The organism is Humidesulfovibrio mexicanus, from assembly GCF_900188225.1.
Lineage (GTDB): Bacteria > Desulfobacterota > Desulfovibrionia > Desulfovibrionales > Desulfovibrionaceae > Humidesulfovibrio > Humidesulfovibrio mexicanus.
On the sequence record NZ_FZOC01000003.1, the window covers coordinates 286,849 to 311,753 of the forward strand.

20 protein-coding genes and 2 tRNA genes are annotated in these 24,905 nt (G+C 68.1%); 14 read left to right on the forward strand and 8 right to left on the reverse strand.

The features are described 5' to 3' along the window. Window positions 1-29: 29 nt before the first annotated feature. Together CHB73_RS07980 and CHB73_RS07985 are read right to left on the reverse strand one after the other, a co-directional pair. The gene (locus CHB73_RS07980; RefSeq protein WP_089273897.1) at window positions 30-770 is read right to left on the reverse strand and encodes an ABC transporter permease; all 741 of its coding nucleotides are present in this window, start codon (window positions 768-770) and stop codon (window positions 30-32) included. Further along, window positions 767-1,618 (reverse strand): ABC transporter ATP-binding protein, encoded by an 852-nt coding sequence (locus CHB73_RS07985; protein ID WP_089273899.1) that lies wholly within the window; start codon window positions 1,616-1,618, stop codon window positions 767-769. The genes CHB73_RS07980 and CHB73_RS07985 overlap by 4 nt, the downstream gene beginning before the upstream one ends. A gap of 126 nt (window positions 1,619-1,744) precedes the next feature. On the opposite strand from CHB73_RS07985, the gene CHB73_RS07990 reads away from it, so the two are divergent. Genes CHB73_RS07990 through CHB73_RS08020 form a run of 7 tightly spaced genes read left to right on the forward strand, consistent with a single transcriptional unit; the run spans window position 1,745 to window position 13,805 of the window. Further along, entirely contained in the window at window positions 1,745-2,815 is a 1,071-nt protein-coding gene (locus CHB73_RS07990; RefSeq protein WP_089273901.1) for an ABC transporter substrate-binding protein, read from the forward strand. Window positions 2,816-2,817: 2 nt separating this feature from the next. After that, window positions 2,818-3,837, forward strand: coding sequence for a FecCD family ABC transporter permease (locus tag CHB73_RS07995; protein ID WP_235641553.1), 1,020 nt, complete (start codon window positions 2,818-2,820; stop codon window positions 3,835-3,837). After that, window positions 3,837-4,610, forward strand: a complete 774-nt coding sequence (locus CHB73_RS08000) for an ABC transporter ATP-binding protein (protein WP_089273903.1) — start codon at window positions 3,837-3,839, stop codon at window positions 4,608-4,610. Before CHB73_RS07995 ends, CHB73_RS08000 begins: the two co-directional genes overlap by 1 nt. A gap of 29 nt (window positions 4,611-4,639) precedes the next feature. Beyond that, window positions 4,640-6,679, forward strand: coding sequence for a TonB-dependent receptor plug domain-containing protein (locus CHB73_RS08005; protein WP_089273905.1), 2,040 nt, complete (start codon window positions 4,640-4,642; stop codon window positions 6,677-6,679). Between the two features lie 26 nt (window positions 6,680-6,705). Further along, window positions 6,706-10,647: a cobaltochelatase subunit CobN gene (cobN, locus tag CHB73_RS08010; protein ID WP_089273907.1), complete on the forward strand. Its 3,942-nt coding sequence runs from the start codon at window positions 6,706-6,708 to the stop codon at window positions 10,645-10,647. Between the two features lie 19 nt (window positions 10,648-10,666). Next, window positions 10,667-11,701: an ATP-binding protein gene (locus CHB73_RS08015; protein ID WP_235641554.1), complete on the forward strand. Its 1,035-nt coding sequence runs from the start codon at window positions 10,667-10,669 to the stop codon at window positions 11,699-11,701. After that, window positions 11,691-13,805 carry a putative cobaltochelatase gene (locus CHB73_RS08020; RefSeq protein WP_089273909.1) on the forward strand — a complete coding sequence of 705 codons (2,115 nt, stop codon included), beginning with the start codon at window positions 11,691-11,693 and terminating at the stop codon, window positions 13,803-13,805. Before CHB73_RS08015 ends, CHB73_RS08020 begins: the two co-directional genes overlap by 11 nt. 542 nt (window positions 13,806-14,347) lie before the next feature. On the opposite strand, the gene CHB73_RS08025 is transcribed toward CHB73_RS08020, so the two are convergent. From CHB73_RS08025 to CHB73_RS08035, 3 genes are all read right to left on the reverse strand, one after another. Next, window positions 14,348-14,424 (reverse strand) — tRNA-Asp (locus CHB73_RS08025). 15 nt (window positions 14,425-14,439) lie between these two features. Next, window positions 14,440-14,515: transfer RNA gene (locus CHB73_RS08030), tRNA-Val, on the reverse strand. Between the two features lie 148 nt (window positions 14,516-14,663). Beyond that, on the reverse strand, window positions 14,664-15,995 hold the full coding sequence (locus CHB73_RS08035) for an RsmB/NOP family class I SAM-dependent RNA methyltransferase (protein WP_089273911.1): 1,332 nt from the start codon (window positions 15,993-15,995) through the stop codon (window positions 14,664-14,666). 196 nt (window positions 15,996-16,191) lie between these two features. Here CHB73_RS08035 and CHB73_RS08040 point away from each other — a divergent pair, with 196 nt between their 5' ends. The 4 genes from CHB73_RS08040 (at window position 16,192) to CHB73_RS08055 (ending at window position 20,135) form a co-directional block, all read left to right on the forward strand. Beyond that, window positions 16,192-17,886, forward strand: coding sequence for an FG-GAP repeat domain-containing protein (locus CHB73_RS08040; protein ID WP_089273913.1), 1,695 nt, complete (start codon window positions 16,192-16,194; stop codon window positions 17,884-17,886). A gap of 75 nt (window positions 17,887-17,961) precedes the next feature. Then, window positions 17,962-18,966 (forward strand): pseudouridine synthase family protein, encoded by a 1,005-nt coding sequence (locus CHB73_RS08045; protein WP_089273915.1) that lies wholly within the window; start codon window positions 17,962-17,964, stop codon window positions 18,964-18,966. Window positions 18,967-19,068: 102 nt separating this feature from the next. After that, window positions 19,069-19,623 carry a BON domain-containing protein gene (locus CHB73_RS08050; RefSeq protein WP_089273918.1) on the forward strand — a complete coding sequence of 185 codons (555 nt, stop codon included), beginning with the start codon at window positions 19,069-19,071 and terminating at the stop codon, window positions 19,621-19,623. A 2-nt stretch (window positions 19,624-19,625) separates the two neighbouring features. Continuing rightward, window positions 19,626-20,135, forward strand: a complete 510-nt coding sequence (locus CHB73_RS08055; protein ID WP_089273920.1) for a C40 family peptidase — start codon at window positions 19,626-19,628, stop codon at window positions 20,133-20,135. A gap of 65 nt (window positions 20,136-20,200) precedes the next feature. Here CHB73_RS08055 and modA read toward each other — a convergent pair whose 3' ends face one another. Continuing rightward, entirely contained in the window at window positions 20,201-20,962 is a 762-nt protein-coding gene (modA, locus tag CHB73_RS08060; protein WP_089273922.1) for a molybdate ABC transporter substrate-binding protein, read from the reverse strand. 317 nt (window positions 20,963-21,279) lie between these two features. Between modA and tsaA the strand changes: the two genes are divergently transcribed. The 3 genes from tsaA to CHB73_RS08075 all read left to right on the forward strand — a co-directional run bounded on the left by tsaA (window position 21,280) and on the right by CHB73_RS08075 (window position 22,967). Next, window positions 21,280-21,795, forward strand: coding sequence for a tRNA (N6-threonylcarbamoyladenosine(37)-N6)-methyltransferase TrmO (gene tsaA / locus CHB73_RS08065; RefSeq protein ID WP_089273924.1), 516 nt, complete (start codon window positions 21,280-21,282; stop codon window positions 21,793-21,795). Between the two features lie 9 nt (window positions 21,796-21,804). Continuing rightward, window positions 21,805-22,518 carry an alpha/beta fold hydrolase gene (locus CHB73_RS08070; RefSeq protein ID WP_089273926.1) on the forward strand — a complete coding sequence of 238 codons (714 nt, stop codon included), beginning with the start codon at window positions 21,805-21,807 and terminating at the stop codon, window positions 22,516-22,518. A gap of 239 nt (window positions 22,519-22,757) precedes the next feature. Further along, complete coding sequence (locus CHB73_RS08075) at window positions 22,758-22,967, forward strand: TOBE domain-containing protein (protein WP_089273928.1); 210 nt, start codon at window positions 22,758-22,760, stop codon at window positions 22,965-22,967. 102 nt (window positions 22,968-23,069) lie between these two features. Here the strand turns inward: CHB73_RS08075 and CHB73_RS08080 are convergent, their stop codons facing one another. Next, a complete protein-coding gene (locus tag CHB73_RS08080) occupies window positions 23,070-24,065 on the reverse strand; it encodes an electron transfer flavoprotein subunit alpha/FixB family protein (RefSeq protein ID WP_089273930.1) in 996 nt (331 codons plus the stop codon). A gap of 22 nt (window positions 24,066-24,087) precedes the next feature. Next, a complete protein-coding gene (locus CHB73_RS08085) occupies window positions 24,088-24,891 on the reverse strand; it encodes an electron transfer flavoprotein subunit beta (protein ID WP_089273932.1) in 804 nt (267 codons plus the stop codon). Window positions 24,892-24,905: the final 14 nt, after the last annotated feature.

Here is a 24,905-nt window from a genome sequence, read left to right on the forward strand (position 1 = left end):
TGAATCCAATGCGCACCCGTGGTCCAGGGCTAGTCCCTCGCATCGGCGACGCTTTTTACCGCAAAGGCGTAGGCGGCCAGAGAGCAGGCCGCCAGCACCAGCAGCGAGACCATGGGCGGCTCCGTGCCCGTTGCGGCGGCCCTGGCCGCGCGCGAGGCATGGGTCAGAGGCAGGCAGAGCAGGATGGTCTGCGCCCAGTCCGGCAGACGCTCCACGGGAAAGAACGTGCCGCCCAGGAAGGCCATGGGCGTGATGACAAAGCTGGTGAGCATGGCCTGGTCCGCGTGGGACTTGATGCGCATGGCCAGCCCCACGGCCAGCGAGGCGAAGAAGAAGGCGTTGAGCCCAAGGGCAAGCCAGAGGCCAGGCCCCAGACCGGGCCGGATGCCGAAGGCCAGCCCCAGGCCCAGCACGGCGAGCACCGCCAGAAAAGCCCTGGTCATGCCCGCCAGCACCTCGCCCAGCACGTATCCTCCGGGCGACACCGGCGCGGCCTGGATTTCCTCGAAGATGCGCCAGTAGAAGCGGGCGATGTTGATCTCTCCGGCGATGGCCCAGGACTGGGTCATGCTGCTCATGGCCGCAAGGCCGGGCAGCAGGAAACGCAGGTACTCGCGGCCAAGTCCGCCGCCCTCGTGCTGCCCCATGGCCCAGCCAAAGGCCAGCAGGTACAAGAGCGGCGACACGCTCATGGTGGCCAGGGTCTTCCACAGCCTGCGCCGCAGAAGCAGCGCCTCGCGGTAGTATACGGCGCTCCAGCCCCGGATCATGCGGAGGCCCCGTTGGTGAGCTTGCGCCCGGTGGTGGCGTGGAACACGTCCTCCAGGTTCACCCGCCGCAGGGTGAAACTGCCCGGCCCGGCTGCGCCAAAAGCCTGCGCTTCCTCGCGCCCGCGGAAGCAGGAGGTGCGCATGTCCGCGCCGTTCAGCACGTCCACGGCCCAGGCGCCCAGGCCGTCCATGAGCTCGGACGGGGGGCCCAGGGCCACCACGCGCCCCCGGTCCAGGAAGGCCACGCGGTCGGCCAGGAACTCGGCCTCCTCAATGTAGTGCGTGGTGAGCAGGATGGTGGTGCCGGACTCGCGGATGCGCTTCATCACGGCCCAAAGCTTGCGGCGGATGGAGGGGTCAAGCCCCACGGTGGGTTCGTCCAGGAACAGCACGCGCGGCTCGTGCATGAGGGCGCGGGCGATCATCACCCGACGCCGCTGCCCGCCTGAGAGTTCGCGCACCAGCGATCTCCGCCGCTCGGCGATCTCCAGCTTTTCCAACGCCTCGGCGGCGCGGCTTCGGCGCATCGCGGCGGACATGCCGAACAACCGGCCATGCACGTCCAGATTCTCGGCCACCGACAGGTCCTGATCCAGGTTGACGGCCTGCGCCACCACCCCGCACAGCGCTTTGACCCGCGTTGGCTCGGCAACAACATCGACCCCGTCGATCAGCGCACGCCCTCCATCGGGCAGGGACAGGCCGGTGAGGATGCGGATGGTCGTGGTCTTTCCCGCGCCGTTGGGGCCCAGGTAGGCAAAGAGCTCACCGGGCCGCACGCGCAGGTCCACCCCGGCAAGGGCTTTCCTGGGGCCGTAGTTCTTGGCGAGACCTTCTAGAACTATCACACAGAATTCTCCAGAATCTCATTTTCGAGGGCGTTGTTAGCATACGATGCCGACATTGAAAAGTGCCTTGTGCTACGTTTTGTTATTGGGTATGCACCACTGCGAGCAATCTGTTCAGGGGGGGCCATGCTGGGGAAGAGAACCGCCAAGAGGGCTGCCGGACGGGCCTGCCTGGCGCGCGCCGTCGCGTTCGTGTGTCTGCTTGCGCTGTGCGCTTGCGGCCGCGGGAGCGGAAACGACGGCACGGGCGAGGCCGTGCGTGTCGCCGACGCCACGGGCCGCGAGGTGCTGGTCAAGCGCAACCCCATGCGCGTGGTGACGCTGAACAAGAACGCCGCCGAGCTGCTGCGGCTCATGGGGGTCATCGACCGCGTGGTGGGCGTGTCCGACTGGATTCCCAAGAACCCGGACTACTGGCCGGAGCTTGTCGGCGCCCGCAACGTGGGCAAGTTCAACGCGCCCGACGAGGAGGCCATCGCCGCCCTTAAGCCGGACCTCGTGCTGTGCTACCAGAACTCGCCCGGACCGGGCTTTGACGAGAAGATGCGTGCCGCAGGCATCCAGGTGCTGCGCCTGGAACTCTACCGTATCAGCGCCCTGCCCCGTGACGTGGAGGGGCTGGGGCGCATCTTCGGGCGCGAGGACACGGCCCGCGAGTACCTGGACTGGCTCAAGGTCCGCATGGACGAGGTGGCCCGACGCGTTGCCGCCAGCAAAAACAGGCCCGACGTGTACATCGAGGGCTATTCCGACTTTGCGGCCTGCGGCTCCAGTTCCGGTATGCACGAGCGCCTGGAGTTCGCTGGCGGACGCAACATTTCGGAGACCGTGCAGGCCGCCAACACCCCCGTGTCGCCGGAGTGGGTGCTGGAGCGCCAGCCCTGGGCCGTGATCAAGATGAGTTCCCAGAACGGCTGCTACACCCACGACGGCCCCGAGGGCATGGTGGCGCACCGCGAGGCCCTGCTGGCCCGCACGGGCTGGGACAAGACCCCGGCGGGCAAGGCCGGGCGCGTGTTCCTCATGACAACGGACGTCACCAGCGGGGCGGCCAGCGTGGTGGGCGTCGCCTGGATAGCCAAGTGGCTGCACCCGGACACCTGCGCCGATTTGGACCCCAACCAGTGGCATCGCGAGTTCATCGAGCGCTTCCAAGGCAGGCCCTGGCGCGGCGTGTACGTGTACCCGGAGCGCTAGCCGTGCGGGCCGTTGCGGAAAAAACAGGCGTGGAGGCCTACGGCGCGCTCACGGGCAGGCGCACGGCGCGCATCGCGGTCCTTGCGGCCCTGCTGGCTGCCTCGGTTCTGGTCTCCCTGGCCGTGGGCAGCAGTTCTGCTGGTGTGTTCGATACGCTGCGCGCCGGGCTGGACGGGGTCATCTTCTGGGAACTGCGCGTGCCTCGCGTGCTCATGGGGCTGCTGGTGGGCTCCGGCTTGGCCGTGGGCGGGGCCGTGACCCAGGCCGTGCTGCGCAATCCGCTGGCCTCGCCCTTCACCCTGGGCGTGGCTTCCGGCGCGGGCTTCGGCGCGGCGCTGGGCATCGTGCTGGCCGGGGCCATCGCCAAGTGGGCCGTGGCGGGCGGGGCGTTCGCCTGTGCGCTTTTGACCGCGCTGTTCATTCTGGGCGTGGCGCGCATGAAGAGCTCCACCCCGGAAACCCTCGTGCTGGCTGGCGTGGCCATCATGTTCCTGTTCTCAGCCGGAACCTCGCTTTTGCAGTTCCTGGGCACCGAGCAGCAGATCCAGGCCATCGTGTTCTGGAGCTTCGGCAACCTCTCGCGCGCCTCCTGGACCGACATCGTCATCGCCGCAGGCATGATTCTGCCCGCTCTGCCCCTGCTCTTCCTGCGCGCCTGGGACCTGAATCTGCTGCTGGCGGGCGACGAGATGGCCGCCAGCCTGGGCGTCAACGTGGACCGGCTGCGCCTGACGGCGCTCTTGCTGGCCGCGCTCATGACCGCCGGGGCCATCTGCTTCACCGGCGTCATCGGCTTCATCGGTTTGGTTGGGCCGCACCTGGCGCGAATGCTGGTGGGAGGCGACCACCGCTTCCTGCTCCCGGCCTCGGCCCTGTCCGGCGCGCTTCTGGTGCTGGTGTCCGACTGCCTGGGCCGCACGCTGTTCGCCCCGCACATGATTCCCATCGGCATCGTCACGGCCTTCCTGGGCGTGCCGTTCTTCTTCGCGCTGCTCATTCGCCGCAAGCGGGAGTTTTGGTGATGCTCACGGCCCGCAACATCTTTTATGACTATCCGGACCGGCCTGTGCTTCACGGGGTTTCGCTCACCCTCTCCCCCGGCGAGGTGTTGGCCGTGCTCGGCCCCAACGGCGCGGGGAAGTCCACCCTGCTGCGCTGCCTGGCCGGGGCGCTGTCGCCCAGAGGGCAGATTGAGTTGGACGGGCGCCCGCTTTTGTCTGTGCCGCCCGGCGAGCGCGCCCGGCTGCTGGCGTTCGTGCCGCAGCACATCCCCCCGCGCCTGCCCATGACCGTGTTCGAGGCCGTGCTGCTCGGGCGCAGGCCCTACTTGTCCTGGCGGCCAAGGCCGCAGGACCTGGAGGCGGTCTGGGAGGGCTTGTCGCTCTTGGGGTTGGAGGATCTGGCGCAGCGCGAGTTCTCCGAGATATCCGGCGGCCAGCGCCAGAAGGCCGCCCTGGCCCGCGCCCTGGCCCAGGAGAGTCGCCTGCTGGTCATGGACGAACCCACCAGCAGCCTGGACCTGCGGCACCAGCTTGAGGTGATGACCCTGCTTTGCGCCCAGGCGGAGAGGCGCGACACCGGAGTCATCCTGGCGGTGCACGACCTGAACCTGGCCGCGCGCTTCGCGCACCGGGCCATTCTGCTGCACGAAGGACGCGTGGAGGCAGATGGCCCTCCCTCCGAGGTGCTCACCGAGGAGAGCATCCGCCGGGTGTACGGCGTGGAGGTGCTGCGCCTGAAGGCCGGAGCCGAAACCATGTTTTTCCCCCTGTCCGCCGCAAGCGGCACAGCCTGAGCAAGAACACCCCCTGGAGGAGATACGAAATGAAATGGAGCGCCCCGTTTGCCGCCCTCGGCCTGACCCTTGCTTTGGTCCTTCCTGTCCAGGCGGACGAGAGCTCGATCAAACAAGCCCCCAAGGCCGACCGCCTGGACGAGGTGCTCGTCACCGCCACCAGCCACGAGTCCAGGGTGGACATGGTTCCCGAGGCGGTGACGGTCATCACCCGCGAACAAATCGACCAGATGGTGGCCCCCACCACCATCGACATCCTGAAGGACGCCGCAGGCGTCGAGGTCTACAACGCCCGGGGACCGCTTTCGTCCAGCTCAAACAACCGCGTCATCATGCGCGGACAGGGCTCCGTTGCGGCGCGCGTCCTGGTGCTGTTGAACGGCGTGCCGCAGTCTGGCGGTCAGTCCGGGGAATTCGAATGGAGCTTCGTCAACCCGCGCGACATCGAACGCATCGAGGTGGTGCGTGGTCCCGGTTCCGCGCTGTACGGCTCGCAGGCCATGGGCGGCGTCATCAACATCATCACCAGAAAACCGACAAGCGAGAAGGGCGAGACCACGCTGGAAGCGAAGTACGGCACCATGAACACCACCTCGCTTGGGGCCGCGCATTCGCAGAAATACGGCGACTGGGGCTTCTACGGTTCCGGCACCGTCGGCGGCACCCAGGGCTACAGGGTTGCGCCACAGGTCAGCAAGTCCGGCGGCCAGCCGACGAACTCCCGCAACATGCGGCAACGCAATGACTGGGAACGTGGCGTCGTCACCTACGACATCGACCCCAGTTCCAGCCTGAGCATGAACCTCATGCACGGCCACTATAGCAATCGTGGCACCTACGACTACATGCCCGACTTCCAGCTTTTCGATAACCAGCGGGAGCAGGGCGACCTGAGCTACGTCAAGCGTTTCAAGGGCGGCGAAATCAGCGCCTACGGCTCGGTGAGCTACCAGTCCTCCACCTATGACAACGCGGCTGCCTCCAAGACCATAAGCGGCACCTCGCCGGCCAAGCAGATGGACTACCAGGGCGGAATGAAGACGCATTACGACCTTGGGGACTACAATACGGTGAGTTTCGGCGTGGACCTCAAACGCACCGCCTATGACCGCCGCAACAACAACTACGCCACCGGGACCGACGCCTACGGTTCGAGCGGTGGCGATTCCCTGACCTACGGGGCTTTCCTGCAGGATGAACTGAAGCTGTTCGACGGGCGCGTGGTCATCGTTCCCGGAATGCGCTACGAGTACACCAGCCTGTTCGACGGCTACAATGAACTGCGCGCCGTGGGCATTGCGCGGCAAGACATCTCGAAGAAGATTCTGCGCTCCCTCACCAGCCGGATTGGCGCCCGCTATACCGCGACGGACTGGATATCCTTCCGCGCCGCCTACGGCGAAGCCTTCCGCGCGCCCACGCTGCACGAACTGTACGGAGTGAGCAACATCGGCACGAGCCGGTACTACGGCAACGAGGCCTTGAAGCCGGAGCGCCTCAAATCCATCGAGGGCGGGGTGGACATCACACCGCTGGACGACCTGCGCCTGTCCGTCACGGTCTATAAGAACCACGCCACGGACTACATCGACAACGTGCTGACGGCTGCCGGCCCCCCGAAAGTCTACAACAGGCAAAACATCGGCACGGTGGACACCGGCGGCATCGAGACCGAGCTTGAATACCGTTTCCTCGAACACTGGCGCAGCTTCGTCAACTATCAGCGCTGCGATCCCAAGCTCATGACGGGCGCCTACAGGGGCCAGCGCATCACGGGCACGCCGCTGTCCACCACCTCTGTCGGCTTGACCTTCAACGACCCAAAGTTGTTCAGCGTTTCCGTGGTCAACCGCTGGGTGGGCAAGATCTTCAACGACGCCAACAACACCACGGCCTATGGCAAGTATGACGTGCTGAACGTCAAGCTGGCCAAGGCCTTTGAACTGGACGCCTCCAAGCTTGAGGTCTCTTTGGACGTATCCAACGCCCTTGACGTGACCGTACAGGAAACCTCCACCTCGGAAGCTCCGGGCAGGCTCATCACCCTGGGCCTGGCCTGGCTCTTCTAGCCTGGCGGCAGCCAAGGAGCCAGCGCATGAAAATCACCGCCATCGTCTGGAACAGCCATGCCGAGATTCTGTGCCGGGCCGCAGAAACCCTGCCCTGGCTCACCCTGCGCCTGTATCCGGCCAAGAGCCTGGAGGACAGCCCGGAGCGCCAGGCCCAGGCAATGGCCGACCTGCGCGGCTCGGACGCCGCTTTCCTGTATCGCGCCACGGAGCCGTTCTGGGACGATCTGGAGGCGGATCTGAAGGATGCGGGGAAAAGCGTGCCCACGGTCTGCCTGAGCTACGACCCCTCGCTCTGGGGCCTCTCAACGGCCCGGCCCGAGTTGGTGCAGGATGCGCACCGCTATGTGACCTTCGGCGGCATCCAGAACGTGGCGGCCATGCTCAAGGCGTTGGCTCGCGAGTTCGGCGGGCCGGAGTTTACGGAGCTGGATGTGCCCCCCCCGGCCCCGGTGCCTTGGGAAGGCCTCTGGCACCCGTGTATGCCGACCTCCGGCGGGGCGCGGCGGCACTTCGCCAGCCTGCCGGAATACCTGGCCTGGTACACTGACCACTGCGCCGGACGTCCCATGGCCGACGGCCCCTGGGTGGGGCTGGTGCTGGGGCGCCACTACTGGGTGGGCGAAACCCTGGAAGTGGAGCAGCTGCTCATCAGCGACCTGGAAGAGCAGGGCCTGCGCGTCGTCCCCATCTTCACCAACACCATCAAGGACGACGGCCTGGGCAACAAGGGCGCGCTGGGCTGGCTGCGCGAAGTGTTCCTGGCCCCGGATGCGCCCAGGCCCTCGGCCGTCATCAAGCTGGTGAGCTTCTTTTTGGGCCATGCGCGCAGCGCAGCGGGAAATCAGGAGGACGCGGCGGCAAGCGGCGTGGCGGCGCTCAAGGAGCTGGGCGTGCCGGTGTTCCAGCCCGTGTTCTCGTCCTCCAAGTCCGTGGAAGAATGGCAAAACGACCCCCAGGGCCTGGGGAGTGAGGTGGCCTGGAGCGTGGCCATGCCGGAGTTCGAAGGCGTTATCGAACCCGTCTACCTGGGCGGCGGCAGCAAGTACGAGAGCGCTGCCACCGGGGCTGCCCTGGAACGCCGCGTTCCCGTGGCCGAGCGCAGCCTGCGCCTGGCGCGGCGCGTGGCGGCCTACATCCGGCTTGCGCAAAAGCCCGTGGGCGAGCGCAAGGTGGCCTTCATCCTGCATAACGACCCCTGCGCCTCGGTGGAGGCCACGGTGGGCGGCGCGGCCAAGCTGGACAGCCTGGAGAGCGTGGCGCGCATCCTGGCGGCCATGAAGGGGCACGGCTACAGCGTGGACCCGCCCGCCACCGGCGCGGCACTCATCGAGACCATCATGGGCCGCAAGGCCATCAGCGAGTTCCGTTGGACCACGGTGGACGAAATCGTGCAGAAGGGCGGCGCCCTGGCCCAATTGCCAGAGGAGACCTACCTGCGCTGGTGGGCCGGGTACCCCCAGGCCGTGCGCCAGCGCATCGCCGCAGCCTGGGGCGACCCGCCGGGCCGCGAGGTGAACGGCGTGCCCCCGGCCATGATCCATGACGGAAAGATCGTCATCACCGGCGTGGCCTACGGCAACGCTGCGGTGTGCGTGCAGCCCAAGCGCGGCTGCGCGGGTTCGCGTTGCGACGGCCAGGTGTGCAAGATTCTCCACGACCCGGACATTCCGCCGCCGCACCAGTACATCGCCACATACAGGTGGCTGCAGGACGAGGCCGACGGCTTCGGGGCGGACGTGCTCATCCACGTGGGCACCCACGGCAACCTGGAGTTCCTGCCCGGCAAGGGCGTGGGCCTGTCCGGCTCCTGCCTGCCGGACCTCTGCCTGCACGAGGTCCCGCACCTGTACATCTACAACGCGGACAACCCTCCCGAGGGCACCATCGCCAAGCGCCGCAGCTACGCGGCCCTTGTGGACCACATGACCACGGCGCTGACGCACACCGAGCTCTACGAGGACCTGGAGGAGCTGGGCCGCCTGCTGGGCGAGTGGGAGCAGGCCAGGGACGCGGACAAGACCCGCGCCCACATGCTGGAGCACCTGGTGCGCGACGTGGCCGAGAAGGCCAACCTGCTGTCCGGCATCAAGGGTGGGGCGGACATGGACTTCCCCCGGCTGGCCACTGCCCTGCACGAGTCCCTGGACCTTGTGCGCGGAACGCAGCACGACGACGGAATGCACATCTTTGGCGGCGCGCCGGAGGGCGAGCGCCTGAACGCCTTTCTTTGGTCCATTTTGCGCTACGACGCGGACGACCCGCGCTCCCTGCGCCGCAGCCTGTGCCGCATGACGGGGCTGGACTTGGACCGGCTGCTGGAGGAGCCCGGCGCGGTGGACGCCCGGCTCAGGGCCAGCCACTCGGAGCTGCTGGCAGACATCGAGGCCATGGGCCGCGAGGCCTGCGGCCTGGCCTTTGCCTGCGCGGACGCGGACGCCTTCGCCCAGGGCGTGCGGGAGCTTGTCGGCGTGCGGCTGGCGAAGGACGCCATGACCGAGGAGCTTGTCCGCGACCTCGCCGACTCCTGGCGGCGCCTCCTGGACGTGAAGCGCCGCGTGGACGATTCGAAGGAAATCGACGCGCTGCTCACCGGCATGGCGGGGGGCTACATCGAGCCGGGGCCGTCGGGCATCATCACCAGGGGGCGCGAGGACATCCTGCCCACGGGCAGGAACTTCTACTCCCTGGACCCGCGCCGCCTGCCCACACGGGCCGCGCACATGGTGGGCATGCGTCTGGCAGACGCCATCATCGCCAAGCACATGCAGGAGGAGGGGCGCACGCCGGAGAACGTAGCCATGTTCTGGATGTGCAACGACATGATGTGGGCCGACGGCGAAGGCATGGCGCAGATTTTCCACCTCATCGGGGTGCGGCCCGTCTGGAAGAAGGGCGGCCATGTGAAGGGCTTCGAGGTCATCCCCCTGGCCGAGCTGGGACGGCCCCGAGTGGACGTGACCATCCGCGTGTCCGGCCTTCTGCGCGACAGCTTCCCCGAGCAGATGGAGCTTGTGGACGAGGCCATCCACGCCGTGGCCTGCCTGGACGAGGCCGACGAGGACAACTTCGTGCGCAAACACGCGCGGGCGACACTTGAGAAATCCGGCGAGACGGGCGGCGAGGCGTGGCGGAAGTCCACCCTGCGGCTGTTCTCCTCCAAGCCCGGCACCTACCAGGCCGGGGTCAACTTGGCGGTGTACGCCTCGGCCTGGCAGACCGAAGCCGACCTGGCGGACATCTTCGTGTACTGGAATTCCTACGCCTATGGCCGGGGGGTTTACGGCGAGCAGCGACCCCGGCAGCTGGAGGCCGCGCTGTCCACCGTGGACGTGAGCTACAACAAGGTGGTGTCGGACGAGCACGACCTGTTCAACTGCTGCGGCTACTACGGCACCCACGGCGGGCTCACGGCCGCGGCCCGGCAGCTCAAAGGCGGCGAGGTGAAGGGCTACTACGGCGACACCCGCGAGCCCGGCCGCGTGCAGGTGCGCGACCTGGCCGACGAGATACGCCGCGTGGTGCGAACCCGCCTGCTCAACCCCGCCTGGATAGAGGGCATGAAACGCCACGGCTACAAGGGCGCTGGCGACATGGCCAAACGCGTGGGCCGCGTGTACGGCTGGGAGGCCACCACCCGCGAGGTGGACGACTGGATCTTTGACGACATCGCCAGGACCTTCGTCATGGACGGGGAGAACCGCGAGTTCTTCCGCAAGCACAACCCCTGGGCGCTGGAGGAGATCGGCCGCAGGCTCCTGGAGGCCCAGTCGCGCGGGCTCTGGCAGGCGGACCCGGAAGTGCTGGACGCCCTCAAGGAATCCTACCTGGAGATGGAGGGCTGGCTCGAAGAGGACATGGGCGACGTCACGGGCGACTTCCAGGGCGGCGGCGTGGACATCATGCGGCCAGAGGACGTGGAGCAGTGGCAGGAGATGATGCGGGCCATGAAAGAAAAGCCCGCCTAAGCATACGGAGCGAGACATCGTGAAGAACCATACCTTCGCCTATCCCTTTTCGGCCATCGTGGGCCAGGAGGAAATGAAGCTGGCCCTGCTTCTGAACGTGGTGAACCCGGCCTTGGGCGGGGTGCTCATCCGGGGCGAGAAGGGCACGGCAAAGTCCACCGCCGTGCGCGCCCTGGCCGGGCTGCTGCCGGAGATCGACGTGGCCGAGGGCTGCCCCTTCGCCTGTAATCCCCTCGGAGACGACCTGTGCGAAGCCTGCGCTGTGAAAGCCCAGGCTGGAACATTCGTCCCGGCGCGCCGCCGCATCCGGGTGGTGGACCTGCCCGTGGGCGCTACCGAGGACCGGGTGCTGGGCACCCTGGACATGGAGGCGGCCATCAAGAAGGGCGAGCGCCGCTTCGAGCCGGGCATCCTGGCCGAGGCGCACCGGGGCATCCTCTATGTGGACGAGGTGAACCTGCTGGACGACCACATCGTGGACGTGCTGCTCGACGCCGCGGCCATGGGGGTCAACACCGTGGAGCGCGAGGGAGTGAGCTTCAGCCACCCGTCGCGCTTCGTGCTGGTGGGCACCATGAACCCGGAGGAAGGCGAACTGCGGCCCCAGCTGCTGGACCGCTTCGGCCTGTGCGTGCAGGTGGAGGGCATCGCGGACATCGACGCCCGCGTGGAGGTGGTGCGCCGCCGCGCGGCCTTTGAGGAGAATCCGCAGGGCTTCGCCGAGGCCTGGGCCGCGCAGGAGGCAGAGGTGGCGCGAAAGGTGGAGGCCGCCCGCGCCCTTTTGCCGCGCGTGGGCTTCCCGGACGCGCTCTTGCGCCTGGTGGCGCGCATCGCCGTGGACATGGCGGTGGACGGCCACCGCGCCGACCTGGTGATGATGAAGACCGCGCGCGCCATGGCCGCCCTGGACGGCCGCGACATTCCCGGCCGCGACGACGTGGAGCGCGCGGCGCGGCTGGCCCTGCCGCACAGGATGCGCAGAAAGCCTTTCCAGGACGTGGGCCTGGACCAGGCGGCCCTTGGGGCCAGCGTGGAGAAGGGTCTTGCCCGCTAGGCGGCCCGCGTACCCCTTCACGGCCATTGTGGGCCAGGAGCGCCTGAAGCGGGCGCTCCTGGCCTGCGCCGTGTGCCCACAGATCGGCGGGGTGCTGGCGCGTGGGCAAAAGGGGACCGCCAAGTCCACGGCCGTGCGCGCCCTGGCGGCGCTGCTGCCCCATGTGGAGGTGGTGCGTGCGTGCCCCTTCTCCTGCGCGCCCGAAGGCCCCCACTGCCCGGACTGCGCGGCGCGCTTCCATGCTGGTCAGGCCTTGCCCACGGACTGGCGGCCCGCCCGTCTAGTGGAACTGCCCCTTGGCGCCACCGAGGACCGCGTGTGCGGGGCCCTGGACCTGGAGGCCGCCATACGCCACGGCCGCGCCCGGCTGGAGCCGGGGCTGCTGGCACGCGCCAACCGGGGCCTGCTCTACGTGGATGAGGTGAACCTCCTGGCCGACCATCTGGTGGACGCGCTGCTGGACGCCGCCAGCCTGGGCGAGAACGTGGTGGAGCGCGAGGGCGTGAGCCTGCGCCACCCGGCGCGCTTTGTGCTGGTGGGGACCATGAATCCTGAGGAGGGCGAAATCCGCCCGCAGCTTCTGGACCGCTTCGGCCTGTGCGTGGAGCTCTCCGCTCCGGAGGACATCGACGCCCGCGTGGAGGTGCTGCGCCGCCGCGCGGCCTTCGAGGCCGACCCGAAGGCATTCGCCGAAGCCTGGGCCGGGGAGGAGCGCGCCTGCGCACGGGCCATTGTTGAGGCCCGGCACGCCCTGCCCCTGGTGCGCTTCCCGGCGGCGCTCATGCGCCGCGCATCGGAGCTTTGCCGCGAGGCATTCGTGGCCGGTCACCGGGCGGACATCGCCCTGCGGCTCACTGCGCGCGCCCTGGCCGCGTTGGCCGGGCGCGAGGACGTGCGCGACGGCGACCTGGACGAGGCCGCGGAGCTGGCCCTTGTGCACCGCCGCCGCATGGCCCCGCCCCCACCGCCCGAGCAGCCTGAGCAGAGCGATCAGCCCGACCAAAAGGACCAGCAGGAAGACCAGCATCGGCACGAGTCCGAACAGGAGCAGCAGGAACGGCAAACAGGGCCGCAGCAGGCCGAGCCCAGGCCGATGGACGCCAGCGCGAACGAAGACGAGGGCGACCTGGACCAGCCCGACGAATCCGAGTCCGACGAATCCGAGTCCGAAGGCGCATCCGCCTCCGCCGTGCTGGAGACCATCTTTCCCGTGGGCGCGGCCTTCCGCGTGGCGCCCTTGGACTATCGCAAGGACCGCGTGCAGCGCACGGGCTCCGGCAGGCGCACCCGCTCGCGCACCAGCCAGAAGGCCGGGCGCACGGTGAAGGCCCGGCCGCACCCTGAGCCCACGGACTTGGCCTTGGACGCCACCTTGCGCGCCGCCGCGCCGCACCAACTGCGGCGCAGGGCGGCCATGGCCGCCGCGGCGGATGTTGCGGAGCTGGCGGCAGACGTGGCCCTGCTTGTGCGCGGGGCAGACCTGCGCCAGCGTGTGCGCGAAAGGCGCATGGGGCACTTCGTGGTCTTCGTGGTGGACGCCAGCGGCAGCATGGGCGCGGGCCGCCGCATGGTGGAAGTGAAGGGCGCGGTGCTCTCCCTTTTGCTCGACGCCTACCAGAAGCGCGACAAGGTGGCCCTGGCGGCTTTCCGGGGCCAGGGCGCGGAGCTGCTTTTGCCGCCCACCTCCAGCGTGGACCTGGCCTACAGGCTCTTGGAAGAACTGCCCACCGGCGGCAAGACGCCCCTGGTGCACGGCCTGTCCCTGGGGCACGAACTCCTGGCGCGCCAGCTGCGGCGCGATCCCACCTGCCTGCCGCTGCTGGTGGTCATCTCCGACGGCAGGGCCAATGTGTCCGCGGCGGGCGGCAAGCCTCTGGAAGAGGTCCGCCTGGCCGCCCGCGCCATCGCCGGGGACGCGCGCATCCGCTCCCTGGTGGTGGATGTGGAGCGCGCGGGGCTGGTGCGCTTCGGCCTGGCCCGCGACCTGGCCCAGGAACTGGGCGCGCAGTACCGCCGCATCGAGGACTTGAAGGCCCGCGACCTGGTGGACGCCGTGCGCGGCGCGAGGCGCTGGGGAGACCCGCAGCATGGTGGAGTCGGCTGACCGTCGCAGAGACGGAATTGGGGCGGTTTTTGTCGGGCCACACGCGGATGCTCGTGCCCTGCCGAGGTTCTTCGGACCACTCAATTCTTGAGGGTGCCCGTGCTTTCAAATTTCAACTGGTCCGAAAGAGCCGGGCAGGTCGTGCGCATCCTTCCTCGTCGGGCCATGATGAATGCCGTCCCCGTTATGGGTCTGCTCCGTCGCTGTGTGTGATGCTCTCGCTGAGGATCTCGCCGACCGTGCACTCGATGGCGTTGGGATTGCTGGCGCAGGGCGAGAATCCAAGCCGACGGGGAAGGGCGCGTGGTCCACAAACAAGCGCAGGTTGTCGCCGGAGGGCGTGATGGTGGGGTCGGTCTTGCCGTCCGGCCCTTTGGACGCGGCCCAGCTTTGCCAGCTGTCGCGCGGGTCGGGCATATGGCGGCGGCGGCCGGGGGATGCCCCTTAGGGCCCTGGTGGGCAGGGACTGGGAAGCCTGTCGAATCGGCGTTTATTCCAACGAAAAAGGGCTGAACCCTTCCGAGTTCAGCCCTTGGCAGTGCTGGCGGAGCGGACGAGACTTGAACTCGCGCCCTCCGACGTGACAGGCCGGCGTTATAACCAACTTAACTACCGCTCCGCACTGTATGAATCGTGGTAGGCGGAACAGGGCTCGAACCTGTGACCTCCGGCTTGTAAGGCCGATGCTCTGCCAGCTGAGCTATCCGCCCGGAGTTCCTCGAGCGCCCTGTTCTGAAGCGTTGTCAGGGTGTTTTCCCAACCCGCTTCGTTTGGCTGCCCGCCACGGAGGAAAACCTTTGCCACCTTCGGCCTTGGCTGTCAAAGGTTTTTTGTGGCCGGGGCCATTTTTTTTCGATCCTAGCGGTCGGACCACAGCAGACGACGGCCTTTGCGCGTCAGCCACCCGAGTCCAAGGCCACGAAAATATAAGGGAACAAGCCCGTGCTCCGGGTTCTTGCCCCGCCCGGCGCCAGGGGCGGGCGCGCATTCCAGGCTTCGGCCCGCCAGCAGGTCCAGAATGGGGGCGGGCTCGTCCAGGTCCAGGCGGGCCGAGGCGGGCAGGGCGGTCGGCTCGGGCAGTAGCACGCGCGCGCGCGGCGCGGGCATGAAGCGGCCGTCCCGCGTCTGCCCGATCAGAAACCCCTGCCAGCGCTGGCCGCCGGTGCCCAGGCCGCTGTCGCGCACCAGGCGCAGGGCGTGCGCGTGCAGGAAATAGGTCTTGCCGCCGAATTCGCGCAGTTCGCCAGGGGGCAGGGCGTCCAGGTCCGCGCCCAGATCCTGCGCGGGGGCAAGCTCCCGGCGTCCCAGGGGACGGCCGGGCAGGGGCGGGAAGTCGCCATCGGCGGGAGCATCCGCCTCGCCGGTCTTGCGGAAGCGCGCCAGGAAGAAGCCCTGGCCGCCCGCATCGCGGGCCGCTTCCTGGTCGCCGCCCACGCGCAGCACCCCGGAAAGGCCCGGCAGCTCCAGCGGCACCGGCGCGAAGCCGGGCGGAGCGGGCAGGGGATCCAGGGCCAAGGGCAGGGTCTTGAGCGTCCAGGCGGCCTGCTCCTCGTTTTCGCGCACGTTGGTGGTGCAGGTGGAGAACATGAGCCTGCCCCCGGGCCTGAGGAGTTCCGCCGCGCGGGCCAGGAGTTCGCGCTGCAGGCGCACCAGCGTTTCCGCCTTTTCCGGGGTCCACAACTCCAGCACGTTGGGGTTTTTGCCCACCGTCCCCCAGCCGCTGCAGGGCGGGTCCAGCAGAATGGCGTCGAAGCTTGCCGGGGCGAGCGCAAGGCGTTGGCTTTCCACGCCGATGGTGGCGGTGTTGGCGGCGTTTGTGCGGCGCAGGTTCTGGCGCAGGGTGGCCAGGCGGTCGCGGGAGGCCTCCGCCGCCAGCACGAAGCCTTCCGGGCCGGTTTCTCCCGCCAGGAGGCCGGTCTTGCCGCCAGGGCTGGCGCACATGTCCAGGCACAGATCGCCGGGGGCCGCCCCGAGCATGGCCGGGGGCAGCATGGATGAGCGGTCCTGAATGTAGATGAGGCCGAAGGCCGCGGCCAGCGACGACCCAAGGGGGAAGGGCTCGGTCAGCAGGCGGCGCGCGGCGGGGTGGTACGGCTCGGCCTCGCAGGAAAACCCCTGGGCGGCGAGCAGGTCCTCCACAAGGGAGCGCTGTCCTGGTCGGGCTGTGATGCGGAAGGTGCGCGGGTGCATCCGGCGGCAATAGCGCGGGCGCGGCGCCTTGGCAATGTGCGGGAAAGAGAGCCGTGCGCACGGCGGACGCGTCAAGGTTTCTTTTGCAAGCCGGGTGCGATGATGCTAATTGCCGGGTTTGGCGGCGCTGCCAGGCGCGTGCGCCGCCGCAATGAGGAGCCAACCCGCGCCCCCCGAATGGAGGAGGTTTTTCCGTATGTCGTTCAAGCGTTTTTCCGTCGCGCTGCTTCTGTGCGCCGCGCTGACGTTGCCCGCGTTGCTGCTGGCGCAGAGCCAGGGCGTGCGCACCTATGCCGTGCTGCCCTTCCAGGTCAACAGCGCAAAATTCCAGTACCTGAGCAAGGGCGCGCAGTCGCCCGTGTCCAACCGACTGACCTGGCTGGGCTACTTCGAGCCCGTGGAGGCCGACAAGCTGTCCCGCGCGGCAGGGCGCTTCCCGAGCAGCCCCGCCGAGGCCCAGTCCATCATGAGCGCCATCGGCAGCGATTTCCTGGTGGCGGGCGTGCTGAATTTTCAGGACGGCGACAAGCAGATCGACATCACCATGAACGTGTACGAGCGCACGGGCAAGTCTTGGAGCAAGAACGCCCGCGTGCCCCTGGAGGGCCTGCTGCCCGCCTTGGAGCGCCTGAGCGGCGATGTCCGTTCCGAGGTGTTCCGTCGCCCCGGCGAGGAAGGCAAGGCTGCGGAGCAGCGCAAGGAGGCCCCCAAGGCCGCCTCGGACGCAAAGGCCGCCGCCCCGCGCAACGCCGACTTCCTGGTGGGCGACACCGGCGAGGCCCCCGTGGGTCCGGCCGGCGGCCCGGTGATGAACCCGCAGTTCCGCTACGAGGGCGGCGCCGAGACGCCCGGCCGCTGGCAGAGCCAGAGCCTGCGCTACGCCTCCACCAATATGGTCGTGGGCGACATCGTGGGCGACAAGAAGAACCGAGTGGTCGTCTGCGGCACCAATACCGTCTACGCCTACGAATATTTCCAGAAGACGCTCAAGCCTTTGGGCGACCTGAACCTGGGGATGCGCGTGCAGGTGCTCCGCGCCAGCCTCTACGACTTCGATCGCGACGGCAAGTCCGAGATCATTGTCTCCTGCATCGAGGACCGGGACGGCAACGCCTTCCCGCGTACCTACGTGTTGAGCTACGCCGACGGCAAGTTCACCAACTTCATGCCGCCGCAGAAGATGTACCTTTCCGTGGTGCGGGTGCCCCCCTCCTACCAGCCCACCCTGCTTGGCCAGAAAAAGGGTTCCCACCAGCCCTTTGACGAGGACGGCGTGAGCGAGATGATGTACCAGGACGGCGGCGTGCAACATGTGCGCAAGCTGCGCCTGCCCCACAATGCGAATCTCTTCAATTTCTCCTATCTGCCGGAAGGCAACAGCTTCAAGATCGTTCTGCTGAACGAATACAACTATATGAAGGTGTTCACCTCGGACCTGGAGCCCCAGTTCAGCCAGGAAGACGGCTACAACAGCTCCAACAACTACGTCATCGTGGACGAGCGCCTGCCCGGCATGGACATGGGCACCCGCGACACCGCCACCGAGGAATTCTACTATGTGCCCATCCGTATGCTGCCGGTGAGCTTCGGCGCCAACGCCAAGTACGAGCTGCTGGCCAACAAGGACATCTCCGTCGCGGTCCAGGTATTCAAGAAGTTCCGCCGCTTCTCCCAGGGCGAGGTGCACTCCCTGTTCTGGGACGGCGTGGGCATGAGCCTGGCCTGGAAGACCCGGCGCATCAAGGGCACCGTGGTGGACTTGGCCATGGCGGACATCCGCAACGACGGAAGCAAGCAGCTCATCGTCTGCGTGAACACCTACTCTGGCGCCATCGGCGCAAGCAGCGAGAAGACCGTGGTCGTGAGCTACGACCTGAATACCGACCAGTAGCCGCCCGGCGGCCCCGGACCGGAGGCCCTTGCCTTCTGTCCGGGGCCGCTTCGCCTTGGCCAAGGCGGTTCCGCCATGAGCAGCGCTCCACATCACGACGCCCAGCCCGAAGACGGCGGCCCCGCTTTCGCGCGCGCCCCGCTTGTGGTGACGCCGGAAGAGGCAGGGCAGAAGCTGCTGCAATTCCTGCAGCGCCGTCTGGGGCGCAGCGTTCCCGGCTCGGCTCTCCTGCGCGTCATCCGCACCGGCCAGGTGCGGGTGGATGGCGGCCGAAAGAAGCCGTTCTTCCGTCTGGCCGCCGGGCAGCAGGTGCGCGTGCCGCCCCTGACCGACGCAGCGCCTTCCGCTGACGCGCCCGCGGCGGCCGGACCGGCCGGGTCGGACCAGTCCTTGCCGGGGCTCGACATTTTGCTGGAAACGCCCGGCCTGCTGGCCGTGCGCAAGCCCGCGGGCCTGTGCTCCCATGCGGGCACCCGCCACAGGGATTCCGTTGCCGACAGGCTCAAGGCCATGTACGCGGGCGCGCCGTTTCTGCCCGTGCTGGCCCATCGGCTGGACAAGGACACCTCCGGCATTTTGCTTGCGGCCAAAAGCTATGCCGAGCTGCGCCGCCTGAACGACCTGTTCGCTGGCCGCGGCGTGGTCAAGACGTATGTGGCCTGGGTGGACGGGGTTTGGGAGGCGGACGGCCCGCAACTGCTGGAGGACCGCCTGGACCGCCTGGAGCTGGAGGCGGGGCGCGTAGCGGGCCGCAAGAAGGTGCAGCCCGCGGCCGGAGACGGCGGCAAGTCCGCGCGCTGCGAGGCGCGTCCCCTGCTGCGCAAGCGGCAGGCCACGCTGCTTCTGGTGCGCCTCTTGACCGGCCGCACCCACCAGATTCGCGTGCAGCTTTCCTTGCGCGGGCATCCGGTCATCAGCGACGCGGTGTACGGCCGCAAGGTGCGCGGACTGCCCATGCTGCTGCACGCGCTGTGTCTGCGCCTGCCGGAAACCTCCGTCTTCTCCCCCCCGTCGTGGCAGGGGCCCTTCAGTCTGCCCGTCGGGCTTCTGGAAGCGCTTCGGGCCGAGCTTTCCGCCTAGACCCCTGGCGCCTCCCTCTGGCCCCTTGGCCCTTTTTTTGCTAATTCCCCTCCGAGACCGTCGGTTTTCCGGCGCAGCCACAGCAACAAAGGAGCCCTGACCATGCCCCGCACCCTTCTGCTCATCGCCTGCCTCTGCCTGCTGCCCAGCCTTGCAGGCTGCGGCACGGCCTACAAGGCCGCCGTGGACCAGCGCGACGTGGGCACTTTCGTGGACGACGGCCGCATCGAGTCCTCTGTGCGCGCCCTGTACATCAACGACGACCTGGTCAAGCTGCGTGACATCTCCGTGAACTCCTACCTGGGCACGGTGTACGTGGTGGGCGAGTTCGAGAGCGACAAGCAGAAGATGCGCTCGGTCAAGCTGGCGCGCCAGGTGGACGGCGTGCGCAAGGTCACCATCGTGCCCTTTCCCAAGCGCGACGACCCCACTTGCGGCACCTCCGACGATCTGGCCCTGTACGCCAAGATCAAGACCAAGCTGGTGGAGGACACCGACATATGGTCCACCCAGGTGGACGTGAAGCTGGTGCAGTGCAACGCCGTGGTCCTGGGGCTTGTGGGCAGCCAGCGCGACGCCAACGCCATCATCCGCCACGTGAACAGCGTGGAAGGGGTGCGCACCGTCCAGAATCTGGTGCGCATCGTCAAGAGGTAGCCATGGGGGCCCTGCGAAAGAAGCGTCCGGTCCGGGCGGCCCTGCTGTTGCTGCTGGGAGCCGTGTGGCTTGGCGGCTGCGCCCCGGCGCACATTCCCGTGGAGCCGCCGCCGCCCATGCCCGAATCCGGCAAGAACGCCGTGGTGGCCGCCGCGCGCTCCCTCATGGGGGTGCGCTACACGCCGGGCGGCGAATCCCCGAGGACAGGCTTCGATTGCTCCGGCCTCACCTGGTGGACCTACCGGCAGGTTGGGGTGACCCTGCCGCGCGTTTCCTATGAGCAGTACGAGGTGGGCCAAGCCGTGGGCCGTCGCGACATCCGCCCTGGCGACCTGGTGTTTTTCCGCCTGTCCGGAAGCCGCAAGAACATGCACGTGGGCATCGCCACCGAGCGCGGGGCGTTCATCCACAGCCCCAGCAAGGGCGGCCGCGTGCGCGAGGAGTCCCTGGACATGCCGTATTGGCGGGAACGCTATGTCGGCGCACGGCGCATCGTGCGCTCCGACGGGTAGCGCGCGGCCGACGGGCAAAACAAACGGGCGGAAGCAGCGCTTCCGCCCGTTTGCGTTTTTCTGGCCTAGGGTTTCTTGAAGCCGAATTCCTGCAGGATCTTTTGCCCTTCCGGCCCGGCGACGAAGTCCACGAACGCCTTGGCCTTGGGGTTCTTGCTGGCGGCCACCACGGCGATGGGATAGCGGACGGCCGTGGTTGTGGGCGCTTCGGCCACCACGCGCACCTTGGCCCCGGCGACCTTGGCGTCGGTGGCGAACACGAAGCCCGCGTCCGCCTCGCCGCGCGCCACGTAGTCCAGGGTCTGGCGCACGGACTCGCCCAGCACGAGCTTGGGCGTCACGGCCTCCCACAGCTTGGCCGTCGTGAGGGACTCTTTGGTGTAGCGGCCTGCGGGCACGGTCTCCGGATTGCCGATGGCGATGCGCTTCACGCTTGGCTGTGTCAGTTGGGACATGCTTTTCAAGCTGGCTTTGGCCCCGGCGGGCTCGATGAGCACAAGGGCGTTCCGCACGAAATCGATGCGCGTGGCGGGAACGATGAGATTCTTCTGCGCGGCCTGGTCCATGGTTTTCTGGTCCGCGGAGGCGAACACGTCCACGGGCGCGCCGCTTTCGATCTGGCGCAGCAGCGGGCTGGAAGCCGCGAAGTTGGTCACCACGGTCACGCCGGGATTGGCCTTCTCGAATTGCGTCTTGATGACCTTGAAGGCGTCGGTGAGGCTGGCCGCTGCAGAGACGGTGAGGTCTGCGGCGAAAAGCTGCGCCGGGGCGAGGAACAGGGCCAAGGCCAGGACAAGTGCCTTGGCGGACGAAAGGGAATTGCGCATGATGAGCCTCCTGGGGGTTGCGGGTTTCGTACCGCGCCACCATGCGCGGCTGTACGCCATCTCTTGCCCTGTGCTTGAGCAATATGCATTCCAGACACGAGAGCAGCATTTTTCGTGTCTGCACGCGCTGCACAGGCGCGGGTGTTGCAAGACGCGGCGATATGCGCGACACAGAACACGACGCAGGGCCTGCGCGCATGTTTTGCGGAGCGTTTTCGTGATTGTGGCGCCCGTGTGCGGCACAATCAGCGTGACAGAATTGCAGGCCTTCTGCAAAATTGTAGATGCGCCGGGCGTGCACCCGGCGAGGAGGCATCATGCCAGACAAGTCCCCCCGCAGCCTTTTGCAGGCCGTGTCCTGCGTTCCCATCGGCGTGCTGCGCTCGCCCCATGTCGATTTGGCCGGGATGCCCATCCAGCCCGTGGGGGCCCGCGGCGTGGCCGGACACATCGAACTTGAGCTGCAGTACGCTCCGGGTCTCAAGGACCTGGACGGCTTCTCCCATGTCATCGTGCTGTACCATTTGCATGGCAGCACGGGCTTCGATCTCGTGGTGACGCCGTTTCTGGATGACGAGCAGCGCGGCGTGTTCGCCACGCGTGCGCCCCGGCGGCCCAACCCCATCGGCCTTTCCGTGCTGGAGCTGACCTGCGTGGACGTGGAGCGCGGCGTTGTGGAGCTCATGAACGTGGACATTCTGGACGGCACGCCTGTGCTGGACATCAAGCCGTATGTTCCGGCCTTCGACGTGTGGCAGCCCGCGCGCACGGGCTGGATCGGCCGCAATGGCACGGATGCGAGCGTTTGCCGCTCCGACGAACGCTTCCGCTAGGAGGGGCCCATGACGACATTCGTATTGGTGCATGGCGCGTTTCAGGGACCGTGGGTCTGGGCCGAAACAGCACGCGGACTGGCTCTTTCCGGGCACGAGGCCCTGCGGCCCGCGCTTTCCGGCTGCGGGCACCTGCGTGGCCGCCCCGACGCCGGGGCCGGACTTCTGGCGCACATCGAAGACTTGGTGCGCTTCATCGAGGACGAGGGGCTTACGGACGTGACGCTTACGGCCAACAGCTACGCCGGGCTTGCCGCCTGCGGCGCGGCCGAGCGCCTGCCCGGCGCGGTGTCGCGGCTGGTGCTGGCGGACGGCATTGTGCCCATGCGGGGCAAGAGTTTTGCGGACATGGGCGGCGAGAACTTCCGCAACATGTTGGCCCAGCACGCCCAGCCAGCTCCGGACGGACAGGCCGGGTCGCTGGTGCGGCCCTGGCCCCTGGGCATGTTCGGCGTGCCCGCCGAGCGCGCCGAGTGGTTCCAGAGCCGTCTGGGGCCCATGGCCCTGGCCGCGTTCACCGATGTCTACCCCGGCAGCGGCAAGCCGCCCCAGGCATCGCGCACGTTCATCCGCTGCACGCCCGCGGGCACTCCCATGCTGGCCGCCATGGCCGATCGCGTCAAGGCCGAGGGCTGGGCCATGCAGGAACTGGCCAGCGGGCACTGCGCCCCTGCCTGCGCGCCACTGGAGCTGGCGCGGATGCTGGCGGCCCTGGCCGAGTGATCCGAGAGGGCGTTCGGGCGTGATCCCTGCCTCCGGGCGGCTGTGCCCCATGGCCGCCTTTGCCGCCGTGCGCGGAAACTGACTGGCTTGACGCCGGTTCTGTCCTCCGCCATATGCTGGTCCTGATCTCAGGCAGAATCCCGCCAACCAGCAACGACAGGAGCAACACATGAAGGTCAGCGCCCGCAATCTCATCCTCAAACCACGTCAGACAGGCGCGGGCGTGCTGGGAGCAACACATGAAGGTCAGCGCCCGCAATCTCATCCCCGGCAAGGTGAAGGGAATCACCATGGGCCCCGTGAACGCGGAAGTCATCATCGAGGTGGCCCCTGGCATCGAGGTGGTGTCGGTGATTACCGCCCATTCGGTGAAGTCCATGGGCTTGCGGGTCGGCTCCGAGGTCAAGGCCATGATCAAGGCCTCCAACGTCATGCTCGTCACGGACTAGCCGAGCGGGCACGGCCCCCTGCAGGCCGATGCGCAAAAAAACAGCCGGGATGGGGGCGATCCCCCTGTCCCGGCCGTGCTTTTTGCGTGAGACTTGCCCGGACTACTTCAGCAGCTCCGCCAGCTTCTTGGCCACGGCGAAGGCGTCGGCCACGTAGAGCACGTCAGCCTTGCCCTGGGCCCAGCCGCAGTTCGCGTCCAGGTTCACCGCCCGGCGCTCGCCGATGAAGCGCCAGCCCACCACGTGGGGCTCCTCGCCGTGGCAGCAGGTGGCCAGCCCCTTCTGGTGGCGGGGGGTGGCGCCGGTCTGCCCCACCTGGTGCATGTGCGTCAAAAACGGCAGGGCCGCGCCCTCGCCGCTCTGGTCCACCAGGGACTTGGAGCTGCCCAGCGACGCCTGGGTGGCGGAAAGCAGGCCCAGAATGATCTGGCTGGCCTCGTCCAGGTGCTTCTGGCCGTCGGCCTGGGTCTTGCCCCAGCCCGCGCCCGCCACCAGCAGCAGCTTGGCGTCCGGGCGAATGGTCTGGGCGTCTGCCGCCGGGGCGATGACCCCGGTGACCGTGGTGCGGCTTTGCCCGCTGGCGGCCACGGCTTCCACCTGGGCCGTTCCCGCGCCCTCGAAGGCCGCGAAGCAGCCCGAGTCCACGGTGACCAGCCAGGGCCGCGTGTCGCGTGCGACCTTGCCGAGGATGCGCTGGCGGTAGAACCAGCGGGTGCCCACGACCTTGCCGCCAGCCGCCTCCAGGGCGGTGAGGCGGGTGTCCACCGCCGCGCCCAGGCGCGCGGCCACGCCGGGGGCCACGCGGCTGGCCCGGCTGGTGGAGGGCATGACGATGAGCTCGGCCGCGGCCGCCTTGGCCAGGGCCTCGCAGGCCGCCGCGTCCGAGGCGTAGCGCGCGGTGGCGAAGTCCGCCCCGGCCACGCCCAGGAACTTCACCGCCCCGCATCCGGCGATCTGGTCCGCAGCCTTCTGCACCTCGGCCCCGTAGAGGCCCACAACGAGTTCGCCGCCAAGGCCCTTGGCCGCGGAGAGCGCCTCGCACGCGGCCTTGGAGAGGCCTCCATCGGCCTCGGTATGCGCAAGGAAAAGCACGTTCATATCTGTCGCTCCTTCCCGGCCTCTAGGCGCGGATCCAATCCGCCAGCTCGCGGGCGATGTCGTCCACCGAGGCGTCCTTGACGATGCGGGTGTCGCGGCGCTGGCTGGGCACCTCGACGCTCGCGTACGTGAGCCCCTCGCCCTTGAGCGGAGCGGGCGCGGCCTTGGCCAGGGCGGGCATGATGAGACGCATGTTGGCCATGCCCACCTGCGGGTTGTTGGGAGGCTCCGGCAGGCTGCCGGTGGCCCAGCCGATGAGCGCGGGCAGGCTCTGGCAGGAGGATTTCTGGTAGCAGCCGCCTTCAACGCGCTCCAGCACGGTGAAGCCGCCGTCCTCGGCCAGGACGAGTTCGTCCACGCCCTGGAACTGCTCGGTGACGCCCAAGAGCTCGCCCACCATGGAGAGCACTGCGCCCGTGCTGCGCGAGGCCGACTGCCAGCCCCCGAAGAGGAGCAGCTTGCCCTTGTCCAGGCCGGGAATCTTCTCCACCCCGGCCGCCAGCGCCTTGGCCGTTTCCGCCGCGTCGGCGAAGCCGCCCGCGGGGCCGTCCAGCACCACGATCTCGAAGGGCACCTTCTGGGCCACGTTCATCATCACCTGCTGCAGCTTGGCCTTTGGCCCCAGCGCCACCAGGTACACCTTGCCCCCGGTCTTCTTGGCCAGGCTGGCGGCTTCGTACAGGGCGCAGGCGGCCCAGGGATCCAGCACCGCGGGCAGCATCAGCTCGTTCTTGAGCGCCGGACCGGCCGGGCCGGTGACGGGCTCCAGGGTCTGCAAGGGGTCGGGCACGATGCTCCCGAGCACCACGATCTGCAATCCGTTCATGGAGACTCCTTGGG

Coding starts and splice junctions, on each gene's coding strand:
- CHB73_RS07980 (WP_089273897.1), bottom strand. CDS start 770: ATGATCCGGGGCTGGAGCGCCGTATACTACCGCGAGGCGCTGCTTCTG.
- CHB73_RS08085 (WP_089273932.1), bottom strand. CDS start 24,891: ATGAACGGATTGCAGATCGTGGTGCTCGGGAGCATCGTGCCCGACCCC.
- tsaA (WP_089273924.1), top strand. CDS start 21,280: ATGCCAGACAAGTCCCCCCGCAGCCTTTTGCAGGCCGTGTCCTGCGTT.
- CHB73_RS08050 (WP_089273918.1), top strand. CDS start 19,069: ATGCCCCGCACCCTTCTGCTCATCGCCTGCCTCTGCCTGCTGCCCAGC.
- CHB73_RS08045 (WP_089273915.1), top strand. CDS start 17,962: ATGAGCAGCGCTCCACATCACGACGCCCAGCCCGAAGACGGCGGCCCC.
- CHB73_RS08040 (WP_089273913.1), top strand. CDS start 16,192: ATGTCGTTCAAGCGTTTTTCCGTCGCGCTGCTTCTGTGCGCCGCGCTG.
- CHB73_RS08055 (WP_089273920.1), top strand. CDS start 19,626: ATGGGGGCCCTGCGAAAGAAGCGTCCGGTCCGGGCGGCCCTGCTGTTG.
- CHB73_RS08070 (WP_089273926.1), top strand. CDS start 21,805: ATGACGACATTCGTATTGGTGCATGGCGCGTTTCAGGGACCGTGGGTC.
- CHB73_RS07990 (WP_089273901.1), top strand. CDS start 1,745: ATGCTGGGGAAGAGAACCGCCAAGAGGGCTGCCGGACGGGCCTGCCTG.
- CHB73_RS08035 (WP_089273911.1), bottom strand. CDS start 15,995: ATGCACCCGCGCACCTTCCGCATCACAGCCCGACCAGGACAGCGCTCC.
- CHB73_RS08005 (WP_089273905.1), top strand. CDS start 4,640: ATGAAATGGAGCGCCCCGTTTGCCGCCCTCGGCCTGACCCTTGCTTTG.
- CHB73_RS08000 (WP_089273903.1), top strand. CDS start 3,837: ATGCTCACGGCCCGCAACATCTTTTATGACTATCCGGACCGGCCTGTG.
- modA (WP_089273922.1), bottom strand. CDS start 20,962: ATGCGCAATTCCCTTTCGTCCGCCAAGGCACTTGTCCTGGCCTTGGCC.
- CHB73_RS08075 (WP_089273928.1), top strand. CDS start 22,758: ATGAAGGTCAGCGCCCGCAATCTCATCCCCGGCAAGGTGAAGGGAATC.
- cobN (WP_089273907.1), top strand. CDS start 6,706: ATGAAAATCACCGCCATCGTCTGGAACAGCCATGCCGAGATTCTGTGC.
- CHB73_RS08080 (WP_089273930.1), bottom strand. CDS start 24,065: ATGAACGTGCTTTTCCTTGCGCATACCGAGGCCGATGGAGGCCTCTCC.